Source organism: Amycolatopsis sp. La24 (genome assembly GCF_029087445.1).
GTDB lineage: Bacteria > Actinomycetota > Actinomycetes > Mycobacteriales > Pseudonocardiaceae > Amycolatopsis > Amycolatopsis nivea.
This window is the reverse complement of the sequence record NZ_JARACH010000109.1, coordinates 1-15,577: the sequence shown is the minus strand read 5'-3', so window position 1 is coordinate 15,577 and position 15,577 is coordinate 1. Positions and strand designations below refer to the sequence as shown.

Here is a 15,577-nt window from a genome sequence, read left to right as displayed (position 1 = left end):
GGGTGCTTGTCAAGGCGGGAAAGATGCCTTGACAAGCACCCCCGAACCGCAGGGGAGCTTCGTATCGGGGTGCGGGGGAGGTGTGGGTGCCTCGCTCGTTGGGTGTGTCTGCTGCGGTTTTAGGGTCGTGAGGGGGGCCCTGAGGGAATCAGGGGGTGTGAGGGTGGCCCTCACTGCTCGGGCAGGGTGCGGGCTATAGCGGTTAGGCGGTTGGCCAGTAGGTCGATGTCTGCCTCGGTGGTGCGGTGGTTGGTGACGCAGGCGCGGACGCAGGCCTGCCCGTTTACCTTGGCTGGGCCCAGCATTGCGGTGCCTTCTTCGTGGAGTCTGGTGAGGAGTTCTGCGTGTGCTTCGGTGTTGCGGCCGGGCATTCGGACGCAGACTGCGGTGAGCGTGACTGGGTTCATCAACTCCAAGCCGGGGGCGGCGGCGATGTGGGCGCCTAGGCGGGTGGCCAGGGTCAGGCAGCGTTCGGTGACTGTTCGGAAGGTGCCTACGCCGAAGGTGCGCAGGGCAGCCCAGACTTTCAAAGCCTTGAAACTGCGGGAAAGTTGCGGGCCGTGGTCCATGTAGTCGAGCAGGTGGGCGTCGTCGATTGCGGTGAGGTAGGACGACGACGAGGAGAAGGCGAAGGCGTTGCGCAGCTTTGCCATGTCCTTGACCAGCAGGGCTCCCGCCTCTAGCGGAGCGAACAGCAGCTTGTGCGGGTCCAGGGTGATGGAGTCTGCCCGGGACAGCGGGAGCAGTGCGTCGCGGGTTGAATCGGCTAGGACGAAAAGGGCACCGTATGCACCGTCTACGTGTAGCCAGAGTTTTTCTTTTTCGCAGAGGTCTGCGATGGGGCCGATGGGGTCTATCGAGCCGGTGGTGACTGTGCCTGCGGTCGCTACTGCGCAGAACGGTTCTTTTCCGGCGGCGCGGTCTTCGGCGATCGCTCGGGTTAGCACGTCGACACGCAGTTGGAAATGGGCGTCGGTGGGGATTGTGCGGACGTTGTCCAAGCCGATTCCTAGCAGGGCGGCGGCCTTGACTACGCTGCGGTGCGCTTCGTCGGAGGTGTAAAGCACTAGCGGGGCGCGGGATTCCTGGAGACCGCGTTCGCGGAAGTCTGGTCTTCGGTCGGCGATGGCGGTGGTGAGCGCGTCCATTGTGGCTCCGGAACCGCCGTTGGTGAGGATGCCTCCGGAAGCCGGGCCCAGGGCGAAGAGGCCGGCCAGCCAGTCCATGACGGAGCGTTCGATTACGTTGGCGGCTGGGGAGATCTGCCACAGATTGCAGTTCTGGTTCAGCACTGCGGCAATTGCTTCGGCGTACGCACCGATGCCGTTCGGCGGACCCTGTACGTAGGCGAGGAACCTTGGGTGCGCGATCGTGGTGGTGTAGGGAACGATGCGGTCGACGACGTCGGCGAAGAACGCTTCTACGCCAAGGCCTTCTTCCGGGAACGGTTCCGCTAACAGTTTAGCCAGCGTTTCCCGGTCCGCGTCGGGGGCGATCGGGCGACTGGTGAGTGAATTTTCGTAGCTGTCGGTGAACCGGGCCAGAAGTTCGGCGGCTCTGGTCCGTTCGGCGGAATTGAGAATGAGGGAAGTGCCGTCCATGCGCCCTCTTCTGTCCGGAGGTCGTTTGGGGCACAAGGTGTCATGGTTGAGGTGGTGCGCGAATAGGGCGGGAGAAGAACTGCCCGAACGGTCGGAGAAATCTAGGGCGGTGGGACATGATCACAGGCTGCGGCCGAACGGCGGTACCGCGAAAGGGTTGTGGGGCAAGGGGTTCGGTCGCTCCGATGTCCTGCGGGTGTTGCTGGGCAGGCCGCTCGAGCCGGGTATCGGAGCCAAGCTCCCGGACCGGCTCCTTACAGCAGCAGGTCTTCCTCGCGCTTCCGGCCAAGGTGGTTGAACAGCAGGTTCAGCACAAAAGCCAGCACCGCGGCGACGGTGATCGGGCTGCCGCAGATCGTCCGCAGCCAGGCGGGGAAATGCTGGAAGAACACCGAGTTGCCGAACCGGTCGAGCCCGAACGCGGGCAGCAAGCCGACGCCGAGCGCGACCGAGACCACGAAAGCGTTGTGGTTGCCGGAGAAATCGACCTTCTTGAGGGTCTGCACGCCAACCACTCCGACCATCGCGAACATCACCACCGCGACGCCGCCGACGACCGGTTCCGGGATCGCGGCGATGAACGCGCCGATCTTCGGCACCAGGCCCATCACGACGAGCATGCCGCCGGTCGTCGCGACCACCCAGCGGCTGCGTACGCCGGTCATCTGCACCAGTCCGACGTTCTGCGCGAACGCGGTGTCCGGGAAGGAGTTCATGAAGCCGCCGAAGATCGCGGACAGGCCGTCGGTGGCCAGGCCGCGCGAAAGGTCGGCGGGCGTGACCGGGCGGCCGGTGATCTCGCCGACAGCGATCAGGTCCGCGGTGGTCTCGGTGAACGACACCAGCATCACCACGCACATCGACACCACCGCGGCGATCGGGAACGTCGGCGCTCCGAAGTGGAACGGCGAGGCCAGCCCGAACCAGCTCGCGTCGCCGACGCCGGAGAAGTGCGTGCGGCCGAGCGGAATCGCGATCAGGACGCCGGCGATCAGCGCGACCAGCGGGCCGATCTGGCCGAGGAAGCCGCGCAGCACCCGGGTGAACAGCACCACCAGCGCGATCACGCCGAACGCCAGCCCGAGGTTCGCCGGATCGCCGTAGGACGGGTCGCCGGTGTCGTGGCCGCCGATCATCGCCGTGCCCGGGCCGAGCAGCGAGATGCCGATGACCAGCAGCAACGTCCCGGACACCAGCGGCGGGAAGAACCGGATCAGCGCGGCGAACGGCCGGGCGATCAGCAGCCCGAAGACGCCGGAGGCGATCATGGCGCCGTACACCGCGGTGAGGCCGTACTGCGCGGCGATCAGGATCATCGGGTTGACCACGGTGAACGTCGCGCCCGCGACGACCGGCAGCCGGACGCCGAACAGCCGTCCGATGCCGACCGACTGGACCAAAGTGGCCAGTCCGGCGACGAACAGGTCGGCGTTCACCAGCAGCGCGATCGACGCGTTGTCCATGTGCAGCGCACTGCCGATGACCAGCGGCACGGCGATGCAGCCGGTGTACATGATCGCCATGTGCTGCAGTCCGAGCAGAAGCAGCCGTCCGGCGGGGAGGCCCCGGTCGACCGGGTGCGCGGCGTTGGTCATGAGCGGCTCCTTCGGTGTGGGTCCCGCCGGATTATCGCTGCACATACCGCCGGTTTGTGTGTGACCATGCCAGACATGACTGCACGACCTCCGTTCCGTGCCGATCATGTAGGGAGCCTGCTGCGGCCCGCGGTGCTGCGCGAAGCGCGGCGCGACCACGCGGCTGGGGAGATCTCCGCCGAACAACTGCGAGCCGTCGAGGACGACGCGATCCGCGACGTCGTCAAGATGCAGAAGGCGGCCGGGCTGGAATCGGCGACCGACGGAGAGTTCCGCCGGTCCTCCTGGCACATGGACTTCATCTACGCGCTCGGCGGCGTCTCGCGCAGCGACGAGCGGCTGCACGTGAAATTCCACAATCTGGCCGGCGACCTGGAGTTCAGCCCGCCGGGGCTGCAGGTCGACGGCAAGGTGCGGCTCGACGAGCCGATCTTCGCCGACCACTTCGAGTTCCTGAAGGCGCACACCGACCCGGGCATCACGCCGAAGCTGACCATCCCGTCGCCGAGCATGGTCTATTACCGCGGCGGCCGGGCGGCGGTGAGCGAAACCGTGTACCCGGAGCTGGACGAGTTCTTCACCGACCTCAGCGCGGCGTACGCGGAGCAGTTGCGTGCGATGAGCGCGCTGGGCTGCACGTATCTGCAGCTGGACGACACCAGCCTCGCGTACCTCAACGACCCGAAGCAGCGCGAACTCGTCGCCCGCATGGGCAGCGACCCGGACACCATGCACCTGCGCAACATCTCGACGATCAACGCCGCGCTCGCCGGGAAACCGGACGACCTGACCGTGACGACGCACCTGTGCCGCGGCAATTTCCGCTCGTCGTGGGTGGCGTCCGGGAGCTACGAGTTCGTCGCCGAGGCGCTGTTCGGCGAGCTGGCGGTGGACGGCTTCTTCCTGGAGTACGACGACGAACGCTCCGGCGGTTTCGAGCCGTTGCGGTTCGTGCCGAAGGGAAAACGGGTCGTGCTCGGGCTCGTGACCAGCAAACGGCCGGAGCTGGAAGACCCGGACGCGCTGGTGCGGCGGATCGAGGAAGCATCGCGGTATGTGGACGTGGACCAGCTGTGCCTGTCGCCGCAATGCGGGTTTTCCTCCACGGAGGAGGGAAACGACCTGACCGCCACTGAGCAGCTGCGGAAGCTGGAGCTGATCGTCTCGACGGCGGAGCGGGTCTGGGGTCGTTCGTGATCACCTGCGTTGTCGACTACGTGATCGACCCGGAGAGGTAGCGCGACAACTGGGCGGCCCCGTCCAGCATCGCGTGCGCCCGGGCGCTGAGCCGGGAACGCCAGGTACGCAGGGCTTCTTCCAGCGGCGCGACCCCGCCCGCGTGCCGGACCTGCTCCAGTACCGCGGCGATCCGGGCGAGCGGGTAGCCGCCGCGGCGGAGTTGATGCGCGAGGCGGGCGTCGCGGACCGCGGGCGGTGGGTAGCGGCGGTTTCCGGCTCGGTCGCGCTCCGGTTGGAGGATCCCGGCGGCCTCCCATTTGCGCAGCGTGGCGGGGTGCACGGCCAGCTGGTGCGCGAGCGCGCCGATCGATGGGACGGTCTCGCGGACGTCCGGCTCCTGGGTCAGGTTCCGCAGCGCGTGTTCGACCTCGGTGAGAGTCCCACGGTCGCGCAGCAGTTCTGCGTGACCCTCGTCGATCAGCTGGAACGCGGTGTCTGCCGAACGCTCGTTGACCGCGCGGAGGATCGCTGCCGCGCGGGCGTGGCCGAAGCCGGGGCGCAGGGCAAGGAAGGTGCGCAACGCTTGCGCGTGGTGCTCGGTGTACGTCCGGTAGCCCTGCGGTCCGCGCTCGGCGGGCGGGAGGATGCCGTCCTCCTCGTAGTTGCGGACGGCCTGGGTCGACAAGCCGTGCTCGCGGGCTAGGTCCTTCGGACGCATGTCACCTCCGGTTTGAGGGTTTCCACGCTAGTCAACCAGGTGATTCGCGGAAAAGTACCAACGGAGAGTTCAACGATACGGTCAAAGCAATGAAGACCTTCGACGACTTCCTCGCCCACCGTTCGCCGACCCTGCTCGGACTGGGCGAGCCCACGCACTGGACCGAGGCGTTCCCGTTGTTCCGCAACGAAATCTTCCAGCACCTCGTCCTCGAACATGGCTACCGCTCGATCGCACTGGAGAGCGACTGCCTGGCCGGACGCCTCGTCGACCGCTACGTGACCACCGGCGAGGGCGACCTGGACAAGGTGCTGGCCACCGGGTTCAGCCACGGTTTCGGAGCGTTCCCCTCCAACCGCGCGCTGGTCGAGTGGATGCGGGCCCACAACGCCGGTCGCGCGCCTGAAGATCAGGTGCACTTCCACGGCTTCGACGCTCCCCTGGAGATGGCCAGCGCACCCAGCCCGCGCGCCGTGCTCACCGAACTGCATGGCTTCCTGGCCGAGCATCTTGACGACGTGCCGCACGACGTCGCGACCATCGAGCGGCTCGCTGGCGACGACGCGGCTTGGGCGAGCGAAGCGGCGATGTGGGACGGCGCGAAGTCCAAAGGGGACAGTCCGGGCGCGCGTGAGCTGCGGTTAATCGCCGACGACCTCGCGGGCCACTTCGAACGGGCTCGGCCCGCGTTGCCCGCCGGTGGCGATCTGCTCGCCCGGACCGCGGTCGGGCTCTGCCGCTACCACTCGCTGATGGCCGACACCTCGCCGGAACGGATGGGTCGGCTCGGGGCGCAGCGCGACGCGATGATGGCGGACAACCTGCTCGCGTTGCCGGGCGCCTTCGTCTCCGCGCACAACCAGCACCTCCAGCGGCGAGCGGCCTCGATGATGGGTGCGCAGTGGTGGAGCGCGGGCGCGCAAGTCGCGCACCGGCTCGGTGCCCGGTATGTGTTCATTGCCACCGATTTCGGCTCGTCAGATGGAGTAGAGGACCCCGCGCCGGGGACGCTGCAGGCGTATCTCGCCGCGACGGTCCAGGACCGTGAACTGGTCGAAACCGCCGGAATCGACCCCGATCTGCCCGCGCGGACCGGCGACGGACGCGGGTATCTGCCGTTCGACGCGGTCGAGGCGGCGGACGCGATCGCGTTCCTGCACGGGGTGTGACCGCTGCTCCTCGACGATCTTGGCCGAGGTGTGCTCAGATGGAGCCCGGGATGTCGGGAGGAGCGAGATGAGCACCGAGACCGTTCTCGTCGTGGGCAGCGGGCAAAGCGGCTTCCAGGCCGCGGCGTCCTTGCGGGACAAGGGGTTCGCCGGCCGCGTGGTTCTGATCGGGGACGAGCCGGGAGTGCCGTATCAGCGGCCGCCGCTGTCGAAGGCGTACCTGGCGGGCAGCGCGGGCGTCGAGCAGCTCGTGCTGCGGCCGGAGGACTACTTCGCCGAGAAGGACATCGAGCTGGTCCGCGGCCGGGTCGCCGCGATCGACCGGGAGGCGGCGAAAGTCCGGCTCGAGGACGGTACGGAGCTGGGTTACGACCATTTGGTGCTGGCCACCGGCGCGCGCAACCGTGCGCTGCCGGTGCCCGGCGCCGACCTCGACGGCGTGCTGATGCTGCGCACCCGCGAGGACGCCGACCGGCTGCGGGCTTCGCTGGACGCGGCGGGCGAGGTCGTGGTGATCGGCGGCGGGTTCATCGGGCTGGAGTTCGCCTCGCACGCCGGCCGTCCGGTCACCGTGGTGGAGGCGCAGGACCGGCTGCTGGCGCGGGTCGCGTCGCCGGAGATCTCGGAATTCTTCGCCGAACACCACCGGGCGGCTGGGCACACGCTGTTGCTGGGCGTCGGGGTCACTGCGCTGCACGGGTCCGGCCACGTGGAGTCGGTTGAGCTGTCCGACGGACGACGGTTGCCTGCGGACCTCGTGGTCGTCGCGGTCGGCGTGCTGCCGGAGACGACGTTGGCCGAGGCGGCCGGGCTCGAGGTGCGCAACGGCGTGGTCGTGGACGAGCACCTGCGCACCGAGGACCCGAAGATCTTCGCGATCGGCGACTGCGCGTGCTTCCCGTGCGTGCAGGCCGGTGCCGCGACCCGGCTGGAATCCGTGCAGAACGCCGTCGACCAGGCCCGTTCGGTGGCCGCGGCGATCGCCGGGGAACCCGCGCGCTACGACAGCCTGCCGTGGTTCTGGACCGACCAGACCGGCGCGAAACTGCAGATCGCGGGCATCCTCGACGCCGCAGACCGGACCGTGGTCACCGGTGACCGGTCGGCCGGGAAGTTCTCCGTGCTGTCCTTCCGCGACGACGTGCTGATCGCCGTCGAATCGGTCAACCGCGCGCCGGACCACATCGCCGCGCGCCGGCTTTTCGCAGCGGAACCGCATCCGGCGTACGCGGATCTGGAAGCCAGTTCGTTTGATCTGAAAGCACACCTGAAGTCGCGCACCGCGGCTTGATCGGAGGTTCCGTTGCGCACGCAGGTCGCCGTGATCGGTGCCGGCCCGGCCGGGTTGCTGCTGTCGTATTTGCTGCACCAGGCGGGCGTCGAGGCTGTCGTGCTCGAAGCCCGCGACCGCGAGTACGTGCGGCAACGCGTGCGCGCTGGGGTATGCGAACAACCGACGGTCGACTTGCTCACCGAGATCGGCCTCGGCGGTCGATTGGCCGCGGAAGGCCTGCCACACGAGGGTTTCTCGCTTCGGTTCGACGGTGCCGATCACCGCATCGCACTCACCGAGCTGACCGGCAAGGCGATCACGGTGTACGGGCAGCAGGAGATCGTGAAAGACCTCGTCGACGCGCACGAGGCCGCGGATCTGCCGCTGCACTTTGAGGTTTCGGAGGTTTCACTGTCCTCAGTGGACACCTCGCGCCCTGTTGTGCAGTACCGGGATTCCTCTGGTGCCTGGCAAACCCTGGAATGCGACGCCGTAGCAGGCTGCGATGGTTTCCACGGCGTGTCCCGTCCGTCCATTCCGGACGGTGCGCTGACTACTTTTGAGCGGGAGTATCCCTTCGCTTGGCTGGGCGTGCTGGCGCGGACGCCGCCGTCGCACGAGGAGCTGATCTACACCCATCATCCGCGCGGATTTGCCTTGCACAGCATGCGTTCCCCGGACGTCACGCGGCTGTACCTTCAGGTCGATCCGGGGGAGGATCTGGCGGCTTGGTCGGATGACCGGATCTGGACGGAACTGTCGACGCGCCTGGCGGTCGATGGGGAGTTCACCCTGCAAGAGGGTCCGATCCTGGACAAGGGCATCACGCCGATGCGCAGCTTCGTAACCGAGCCCATGCGCCACGGCCGGTTGTTCCTGGCTGGCGACGCGGCGCACATCGTGCCGCCGACCGGGGCCAAGGGAATGAACCTGGCAGTCGCGGATGTCGTGGTGCTGTCGCGGGCTTTGGTGGCTTTGCTGCAGGGGGATTCGTCGCTGGCGGAGTCCTATTCGGACACTTGCCTGCGCAGGGTGTGGCGGGCGGAGCACTTCTCGTGGTTCATGACGACGATGCTGCACGTGGACCCGGGGGCGGACGCGTTTGCTCGGAAGTTGCAGCTGTCGCAGCTGCGGTATACGGCTTCGTCGAGGGCGGCGGCTACTAGTTTGGCGGAGAATTACGTGGGGTTGCCGTTCGCCTGAGCACGCTACGGGCGGCTACTTGCTCACTTGCATGCTCACTTGGATCGAATCTGAGCATGTGGTGAGCATGCCGCGGGCGCCATGCCTGAGTTGCGCGCTGTCGCGGCCTGTTGACGACAAGTCTTCCGGCTCGCCAACCTGGTCAACCAAAGGTTGACGCAACCCAGTCGTCAACCTACAGTTGACGCCATGACCGACTCAGTGAAGCTCGACGACCTCATCAGCGCCATCAAAGCCAACAACGAAAAAGACGCCCTCGCCCAGCTCACCGACGCCGTCTACGTCGGCCAGCATCTCGGCGACGTCGCTGACCACCTCATCGGCCACTTCGTCGACCAGGCTCGCCGCAGCGGGGCGTCCTGGACCGACATCGGGGCCAGTATGGGCGTGACCAAACAAGCCGCCCAGAAGAGATTCGTTCCGAAGAGCGACGATTCATCCGGTGGAATACAACGCATGTTCGGCCGCTACACCGACCGCGCGCGGCACGTGGTCGTCGCGGCTCAGCAGGCGGCTATCGACAACAAGAGCCCCGAGATCGACACCGTGCACCTGCTGCTTGGCCTGCTTTCCGAACCCGACGCGCTGGCGGCGGGAGCGATTGTCGCGCAGGGGATAACCCTCGATGCGGTCAGGGAAGCCGCCGAGGCGAGGCTGCCGGAGCCGGTCGACGGGGCTCCCGAGAAGGTGCCGTTCGCGGCTGCGGGCAAGAAAACTCTCGAACTCACTCTGCGCGAGGGGCTGCGGCTCGGGCACAACTACATCGGCACCGAGCACATTCTCCTTGCCTTGCTGGAACAGGGCGAGGGCGCGGGTTGCGAAGTCCTTGCCGCACTGGGGGTCGACAAGGAAAAGGCCGAAACGAAGATCAAGGAATTCCTCGCGGAAATTCTCAGCACCATGCAGAAATGACAAAAGAAGGGCTCTCCCCGAATACCGGGGAGAGCCCTTCCACAGCACCAAAAAATCAGGCTTCGACCTCAGACTGGTCCCCGGCCCACAGCGTGTGGAACGAACCGGGACGGTCCACCCGCCGATAGGTGTGCGCGCCGAAGAAGTCGCGCTGCCCCTGCACCAGCGCGGCCGGCAGCCGGTCCGCGCGGAGGCCGTCGTAGTACGCCAGTGCGGTCGAGAAGCCGGGCGTCGGGATGCCCAGGCGGACCGCCGTCGAGATGACCGAGCGCCACGAGTCCTGCGCGTTTTCGACCGCGGCACGGAAACCGCCGGACGTGAGCAGCGTCGGGAGGCCCGGCTCCGCGGCGTAGGCGGACGTGATGTCGTTCAGGAACTTCGCCCGGATGATGCAGCCGCCGCGCCAGATCGACGCGACGCGGCCCAGGTCGATGTCCCAGCTGTACTCCGCGGCGCCTGCCTGGATCTGGTTGAAGCCCTGCGCGTACGCGACCACCTTCGACGCGTACAGCGCCTGCTCGACGTCGTCCGCGAAGGTCTCCAGGGCGGACCCGGTGAGCGGCGTGCGCTTCGGGCCGCCCAGGCCGCGTGCGGCCGAGCGCAATCCCGTCGACCCGGACAGCGACCGTGCGAACACGGCTTCCGCGATGCCGCTGATCGGCACGCCGAGGTCGAGCCCGATCTGCACGGTCCAGCGGCCGGTGCCCTTCTGCTCCGCCGCGTCCTCGACCACGTCGACGAACGGCTTGCCGGACGCGCCGTCGACGTGCTTGAGCACCTGGGCGGTGATCTCGATCAAGTATGAGTCGAGCCGCCCGGTGTTCCAGGTGCCGAACACGTCGGCGATCTCCGCCGGGGAGTAGCCCGCCGCGCCGCGCAGCAGGTCGAACGACTCCGCGATCAGCTGCATGTCGGCGTACTCGATGCCGTTGTGCACCATTTTGACGAAGTGCCCGGCCCCGTCCGCGCCGACGTGCGTGCAGCACGGTTCGCCGTCGACCTTCGCCGAGATGTCCTCGAACAGCGGTCCGAGCGACTCGTAGGACTCCTTCGACCCGCCGGGCATGATGCTCGGCCCGTGCAGCGCGCCTTCCTCGCCGCCGGACACGCCGGTGCCGACGAAGTGCAGGCCGCGTTCGCGCAGCGCCTGCTCGCGGCGGCGGGTGTCCGCGAAGTGCGCGTTGCCCGCGTCCACGATCACGTCGCCCGGCTCCAGCAGCGGCGCGAACTCCTCGATGACGGCGTCGGTCGGGCCGCCCGCCTTCACCATGATCACGATCTGCCGCGGCCGCTCCAGCGCGTCGACGAACTCCTGCGCGGAGTACGCCGGGATGAAGTCGCCTTCGTCGCCGAACTGCTCGACGAGCGAGCGGGTGCGCTCCTCGGAGCGGTTGTGCAGGGCGACCGTGTGCCCGTGCCGGGCCAGGTTCCGCGCCAGGTTGCGGCCCATGACCGCGAGGCCGGTGACCCCGATGCTCGCTTTCTTGCTCATCCGAAACCTTTCCGAAAACCTCTGCCGGATTCCGAGCCTAGCCACAAAACCGGTGCTCACGAGAAGCAGCGGATCGGGCCCCCGTTCCAGGCCAGCATGTCTTTCAGCGGAGCCACCAGATCGAGTGGCGCACCCCACCCTTCGCCGTCGAGTTCGGCGTACGCCCGGTGCAGGTTCCCGGCGAGGCGCTCCTGCTCGGTCAGCTCGGCGAACCGGCCGAGGTCGGTCGCCTTCGCCTGTTCCAGCGGCGAGCGCCCGGCCGCCTTGCCGGTTTCCGCCGCGCGCTGGACGAACTCCAGGTAGTCGTCGACCGCGTCCACCGTTTCGAGCCCGCACACCGGGCCGTGACCGGGCAGGATGACCGCCGGGTCGAGTTCGCGGATCACGTTCAGCGCGGCTCGCCAGCCCGCCACCGAGCCCATCAGCGCGAACGGGCTGCCGCCGTTGAACACCAGGTCGCCCGCGTACAGCAGCCGCTGCTCGGGCAGCCAGACCAGGACGTCGTTGGTGGTGTGCGCGGCGTGCCCGGGGTGGATGAGGTCGATCCGGGTCTGCCCGGCGTAGAGCGTGACGGTGTCGTCGAAGACCAGGTCGGGCACTCGCAGTTCGAGCTTGCCCCAGTCGCTGTCGGTGAAGACGCCCTCGTACCGCTGGATCCCGTCGGCCAGCAGCGTCTCGCGGGTCTTGCGGTGGCCGACGACGGTGGCGCCGCCGACCAGATAGTTGCCGTTGGTGTGGTCGCCGTGGTGATGGGTGTTGACGAGCGTCGTGACCAGGCCGACGGTGTCGCCGACGGCTGAGAGCAGGGCCCGCGTACGTCGTTCGGTCGCGCATGTGTCGATAAGCACAGCGTGCCCGTCGGCGTCGACGAAGCCGCAATTGTTGATGAACCAGGAACCGTCGGGCTGGACGTAGCCGAACGCGCCGTCTGCCAGCTGTTTGACGCTCGCCGCGCCGGGGGATCGATCGATCACGCCGACACTATGCCGTCCCGGCCGCCGGCGCGGGGAGTCCGCGGCTCAGCTGTGCCCGGAAGTCTCCTCTTAGTCCGAATGGAGTAGCCGAGATGTCCGGGGCGCCGGGAATCCACTGCTCCGGCAGGGTGACATGCCGGGTGACTGGCGTTCTCGCGCATTTCCTGAAACGCTGCCGGGTGTCATCATCGAACTCCGTTGGGTCGCAGTGGCCTGGGTGGTTCGTAGTTCGCGGTCCGGCGGAGAGCCCGTCGGCAGTAGTGGTTCAGGAGAGCAAGGGGAGATGGCGAGCACCGTCACCTCGCGCCGCAAGCAGCTCGGCAATGAGCTCAGGCATGCTCGAAACGCCGCGAAGATGACGCAGCAGCAAGTCGCCGAGGTACTCGGCTGCACCCAGGGCAAGGTCAACAAGATCGAGTCCGGTGCGGTGGGGGTCAAGCTCGGAGATGTGCGGACCATGCTGAACGCGTTCGGGATCAACGGCGAAGAGGCCGACACTCTGATGAACCTGGCCCGGGCCGCGGCCGGGCAGCGCGGCCATTGGTCGGGCTACCGGTCGGTGGTGCCGCACTGGTTCCGCACCTTCACCGACCTCGAGCCCGCCGCCGCGGAGATCCTTACCTGGCACGGCGAGCGCGTGCCGGGGCCGCTGCAGTCCGAGCACTACATGCTCAAGCAGTTCACCGAGGCGGGAGCCACCGACGTCACGTCGCTGGTGCGCAACCGGCTCGACCGCAAGGCGGTGTTCGACCAGCAGCAGCCGCCGTACTACCGGTTCATCATCAGCGAGGGCGCGCTGCGCCGCGCACCCGGCGGGTTCGCGCCCGCGGTGATGCTGGACCAAGTGGAGCACCTGCTCGCGCTCGACCGGCACCCGCGCGTCTACGTGCACGTGCTGCCCTTCAGCGCGAAGCTCGCCGCGGTGCCCAACGACTTCACGATCATGCGGTTCCCGGACCGCACCCGCGACTTCGTCTACATCGAACACTCCGCGGGCGGGCTGTACCTCGACGACGTGAAGGACTTCAACATCTTCGTGGACTCGTGGGACCGCCTGCGCGGCGCGGCCCTGGAGCGGGGCGAGACGCGGCAGTTCCTCAAGGAGCTGGCGGAAAGCTACCGTTCGCAGATGATGTGACCAGTGCTTCGAGCACGGGCACAGTGGCTTCGGCGGCGGGCAGGGCGTTGATCTCCGCCTGTACGCGACGCGCGGCCTCGCGGTAGCTGGAGTCGTCCAGCAACTCCGCGGCAGCTTGGCGGATTTCGTCCGGAGTGGACGTTTCCGGGTCGAGCACGCGCCCGACGTGCAGCGCGGCGCAGCGCCGGGCGTTGCCGGGCTGGTCGGCGCCCATCGGGAAGAGCAGCGACGGCAGACCGTGCGAGAGCGCGCCGATCACGCTGCCGGACCCGGCGTGCGAGATCATCAAATCGAGGCGCGGCAACAGTTCGGCCTGCGGGACGAACCGTTCCACCCGGACGTGCGCCGGTTGCGGTCCGAACTCGGCGGGGTCGATCTGGGTGCCGACGGTGGCGGTCACCTCCGCGTCCAACTGGCCCAACCCGGCGAGGGTGCGCTCGATGAGGTCGCCGGACTCGAGGTTGAAGTTGGTGCCGAGCGTGAAGTACACGTGCGGTTTCCCGGCGGGTTGCCGCGGTGCGACCGGATCTCCTTGGCGGAACGAGAAAGTACCGGGCGGCAGCGGCGAGCTGGGGTCTCGAAAGGACGGCGGGAGCGGCGAAAGCACCTGGCCGCGGGTCAGCATTTCGAGCTCCGGATCGTCCGGCAGACCGTGCGCCGCGCGAGCTTCCGCGAGCGGTTCGGCGAGGAGTTCCTTGCGCAGCAACGTTCCCGCGGCGAGCACCAGGACGGTGGCGCACGGCAGGCCCAGCACCTCGGCGGCGATCGCGGCGGAGAAGTCCACTTCGTCCCGGACGATCAGGTCCGGTCGCCATTCCCGGGCCAGCTCCAGCAGCACCGGCACGTGTTCGCGGGTCGCGCGGCGGGCGAACAGTTCCCGGATTTCCCAGTCGTCGCGCGCCGGATCGACCGGCGGCATCGGCTGCCGCGTCGCCTCGGCTTCGCGTGGCTCGTTGACCGCGAAGGTCGTGAACCCGGCTTTGGCGAGCGCGGGCACGTGCGAACCGCCGCCCGCGACGGCTACGGTATGGCCGCGTGCGGCAAGCGCTCGCGCGACCGGCGCCATCGGATCGAAGTGGCCGCGACCGCCGACGAACGAGAAAAGAATGCGCATCCATCCCAACCTAGTGGCCCGGATGTACCGGAGTCGTGGCATTTTCGGGCGGTTGCCGGGGGCGGCGGCGCGCGACCGCGGCGAGTGGGCACACTGGTACCCGCACGGAAGGGGAAGCTGATGACTCAGGCACCGGATCCGGAAGCCCCGGAGGGCGTCGACCTCGATCGGCCGAACGCGGCGCGGATTTACGACTGGTTCCTCGGCGGCACCGCGAACTGGGCGATCGACCGCGAGTTCGGCGAACGGGCGGTCCAGACCTTTCCGATGATCAAGACCATCGCCAGGGCCGGCCGCGAGTTCCTCGGCCGCGGCGTGCGGTACATGGCCGAACAGGGCATCGACCAGTTCCTCGACATCGGCTCCGGCGTGCCCACGGTCGGCAACGTGCACGAGATCGCCACCTCGGTGAACCCGAACGCGCGCTGTGTCTATGTCGACAACGAACCGGTGGCCGTCGCGCATTCGCAGATCCTGCTGGAACGCGACGGAGTCGCCGACCGGCACGCGGTGCTGCACGGCGACCTGCGCAACCCGGCCGACGTCTGGCCGCGCGCGCTCGACACCGGCGTACTCGACCCGAAGCGCCCGATCGGCCTGATCATGGTCGGAGTGCTGTACTTCATCGGCCGCGACGAGCCCGCGCTGGAGATCGTGCAGAAGTATTTGTCGCTGCTGCCGTCCGGCTCGTACTTCCTGTCCTCGCACCTGACCGACGACGGCGTCCCGACGAACGACGGCGAACGCCGCGACGCGATCCACAAGCAGTACCAGCAGTCGAGCACCCCGTTCCACTACCGCTCGCGCGCGGAGTTCGGGGAGTTCTTCTCCGGGCTGGAGCTGGTGGAACCGGGCATCTCGTGGGTGTCGGCCTGGCACCCGGAAGCGGGCGACTCGAGCGCGGGCGACCGGATGTCGGACGACCCCTCGTTCAGCGGCGGGATTTGCGCGCTGGGCCGTAAGCCCTGACGCTTGCCGTTCCGGCTCGCTGTGACCGTCCGGTGCTGACGGACCCGTTGGGGTTTTCTTCAGTAGCGCGGTGTGCGCCAGCTCCGTCTCTCGCGTTAGGTCCGTGAAGGGCTCCTTGAGGGAATCAGACCTGGATCCACCGAGTCTCTGTTTGTGTTGGGTTTGTTGATGTTGTTGGTGGGTTTGCGGGTGGGGCCGGGTGTGTGGGCGTGCTGGTGTGGCTGGCGTCGCACCAGCGCG

General features: G+C 67.9%; 13 protein-coding genes. 7 read left to right on the top strand and 6 right to left on the bottom strand.

Annotated features, from left to right (window positions below; genetic code table 11):
• Nucleotides 1-170 precede the first annotated feature (170 nt).
• Together PUT80_RS45165 and PUT80_RS45160 are read right to left on the bottom strand one after the other, a co-directional pair.
• Entirely contained in the window at nucleotides 171-1,601 is a 1,431-nt protein-coding gene (locus PUT80_RS45165) for a pyridoxal-dependent decarboxylase (RefSeq protein WP_275295811.1), read from the bottom strand.
• A gap of 254 nt (nucleotides 1,602-1,855) precedes the next feature.
• Nucleotides 1,856-3,196 carry a nucleobase:cation symporter-2 family protein gene (locus PUT80_RS45160; protein WP_275295810.1) on the bottom strand — a complete coding sequence of 447 codons (1,341 nt, stop codon included), beginning with the start codon at nucleotides 3,194-3,196 and terminating at the stop codon, nucleotides 1,856-1,858.
• A 75-nt stretch (nucleotides 3,197-3,271) separates the two neighbouring features.
• On the opposite strand from PUT80_RS45160, the gene PUT80_RS45155 reads away from it, so the two are divergent.
• Nucleotides 3,272-4,393 (top strand): 5-methyltetrahydropteroyltriglutamate--homocysteine S-methyltransferase, encoded by a 1,122-nt coding sequence (locus tag PUT80_RS45155; RefSeq protein ID WP_134663627.1) that lies wholly within the window; start codon nucleotides 3,272-3,274, stop codon nucleotides 4,391-4,393.
• A 16-nt stretch (nucleotides 4,394-4,409) separates the two neighbouring features.
• Here the strand turns inward: PUT80_RS45155 and PUT80_RS45150 are convergent, their stop codons facing one another.
• Nucleotides 4,410-5,093, bottom strand: a complete 684-nt coding sequence (locus tag PUT80_RS45150) for a MerR family transcriptional regulator (protein ID WP_275295809.1) — start codon at nucleotides 5,091-5,093, stop codon at nucleotides 4,410-4,412.
• A gap of 89 nt (nucleotides 5,094-5,182) precedes the next feature.
• On the opposite strand from PUT80_RS45150, the gene PUT80_RS45145 reads away from it, so the two are divergent.
• The 4 genes from PUT80_RS45145 (at nucleotide 5,183) to PUT80_RS45130 (ending at nucleotide 9,650) form a co-directional block, all read left to right on the top strand.
• Nucleotides 5,183-6,262 carry an erythromycin esterase family protein gene (locus PUT80_RS45145; protein ID WP_275295808.1) on the top strand — a complete coding sequence of 360 codons (1,080 nt, stop codon included), beginning with the start codon at nucleotides 5,183-5,185 and terminating at the stop codon, nucleotides 6,260-6,262.
• A 67-nt stretch (nucleotides 6,263-6,329) separates the two neighbouring features.
• Nucleotides 6,330-7,553, top strand: coding sequence for an FAD-dependent oxidoreductase (locus tag PUT80_RS45140; RefSeq protein WP_275295807.1), 1,224 nt, complete (start codon nucleotides 6,330-6,332; stop codon nucleotides 7,551-7,553).
• A 12-nt stretch (nucleotides 7,554-7,565) separates the two neighbouring features.
• Entirely contained in the window at nucleotides 7,566-8,738 is a 1,173-nt protein-coding gene (locus PUT80_RS45135) for a 4-hydroxybenzoate 3-monooxygenase (protein WP_275295806.1), read from the top strand.
• Between the two features lie 189 nt (nucleotides 8,739-8,927).
• Nucleotides 8,928-9,650 carry a Clp protease N-terminal domain-containing protein gene (locus tag PUT80_RS45130; RefSeq protein ID WP_275295805.1) on the top strand — a complete coding sequence of 241 codons (723 nt, stop codon included), beginning with the start codon at nucleotides 8,928-8,930 and terminating at the stop codon, nucleotides 9,648-9,650.
• Between the two features lie 55 nt (nucleotides 9,651-9,705).
• Here the strand turns inward: PUT80_RS45130 and gndA are convergent, their stop codons facing one another.
• Both gndA and PUT80_RS45120 read right to left on the bottom strand, forming a co-directional pair.
• Nucleotides 9,706-11,142: an NADP-dependent phosphogluconate dehydrogenase gene (gene gndA / locus PUT80_RS45125; RefSeq protein ID WP_037807493.1), complete on the bottom strand. Its 1,437-nt coding sequence runs from the start codon at nucleotides 11,140-11,142 to the stop codon at nucleotides 9,706-9,708.
• 56 nt (nucleotides 11,143-11,198) lie between these two features.
• Nucleotides 11,199-12,116 carry an MBL fold metallo-hydrolase gene (locus PUT80_RS45120; protein ID WP_037807496.1) on the bottom strand — a complete coding sequence of 306 codons (918 nt, stop codon included), beginning with the start codon at nucleotides 12,114-12,116 and terminating at the stop codon, nucleotides 11,199-11,201.
• Between the two features lie 283 nt (nucleotides 12,117-12,399).
• Between PUT80_RS45120 and PUT80_RS45115 the strand changes: the two genes are divergently transcribed.
• Entirely contained in the window at nucleotides 12,400-13,254 is an 855-nt protein-coding gene (locus PUT80_RS45115) for a helix-turn-helix transcriptional regulator (protein ID WP_037712135.1), read from the top strand.
• On the opposite strand, the gene PUT80_RS45110 is transcribed toward PUT80_RS45115, so the two are convergent.
• The gene (locus PUT80_RS45110) at nucleotides 13,214-14,368 is read right to left on the bottom strand and encodes a glycosyltransferase (RefSeq protein ID WP_037807498.1); all 1,155 of its coding nucleotides are present in this window, start codon (nucleotides 14,366-14,368) and stop codon (nucleotides 13,214-13,216) included. The two genes, PUT80_RS45115 and PUT80_RS45110, sit on opposite strands and share 41 nt — an antisense overlap.
• A gap of 120 nt (nucleotides 14,369-14,488) precedes the next feature.
• Between PUT80_RS45110 and PUT80_RS45105 the strand changes: the two genes are divergently transcribed.
• Nucleotides 14,489-15,337: an SAM-dependent methyltransferase gene (locus tag PUT80_RS45105; protein ID WP_037807500.1), complete on the top strand. Its 849-nt coding sequence runs from the start codon at nucleotides 14,489-14,491 to the stop codon at nucleotides 15,335-15,337.
• The last annotated feature ends 240 nt before the right edge of the window (nucleotides 15,338-15,577 follow it).

Bases quoted from the DNA above. Each gene is read 5' to 3' on its own strand.
- gndA (WP_037807493.1), bottom strand. From the start codon at position 11,142: ATGAGCAAGAAAGCGAGCATCGGGGTCACCGGCCTCGCGGTCATGGGC.
- PUT80_RS45155 (WP_134663627.1), top strand. From the start codon at position 3,272: ATGACTGCACGACCTCCGTTCCGTGCCGATCATGTAGGGAGCCTGCTG.
- PUT80_RS45165 (WP_275295811.1), bottom strand. From the start codon at position 1,601: ATGGACGGCACTTCCCTCATTCTCAATTCCGCCGAACGGACCAGAGCC.
- PUT80_RS45160 (WP_275295810.1), bottom strand. From the start codon at position 3,196: ATGACCAACGCCGCGCACCCGGTCGACCGGGGCCTCCCCGCCGGACGG.
- PUT80_RS45115 (WP_037712135.1), top strand. From the start codon at position 12,400: ATGGCGAGCACCGTCACCTCGCGCCGCAAGCAGCTCGGCAATGAGCTC.
- PUT80_RS45105 (WP_037807500.1), top strand. From the start codon at position 14,489: ATGACTCAGGCACCGGATCCGGAAGCCCCGGAGGGCGTCGACCTCGAT.
- PUT80_RS45145 (WP_275295808.1), top strand. From the start codon at position 5,183: ATGAAGACCTTCGACGACTTCCTCGCCCACCGTTCGCCGACCCTGCTC.
- PUT80_RS45130 (WP_275295805.1), top strand. From the start codon at position 8,928: ATGACCGACTCAGTGAAGCTCGACGACCTCATCAGCGCCATCAAAGCC.
- PUT80_RS45110 (WP_037807498.1), bottom strand. From the start codon at position 14,368: ATGCGCATTCTTTTCTCGTTCGTCGGCGGTCGCGGCCACTTCGATCCG.
- PUT80_RS45150 (WP_275295809.1), bottom strand. From the start codon at position 5,093: ATGCGTCCGAAGGACCTAGCCCGCGAGCACGGCTTGTCGACCCAGGCC.
- PUT80_RS45140 (WP_275295807.1), top strand. From the start codon at position 6,330: ATGAGCACCGAGACCGTTCTCGTCGTGGGCAGCGGGCAAAGCGGCTTC.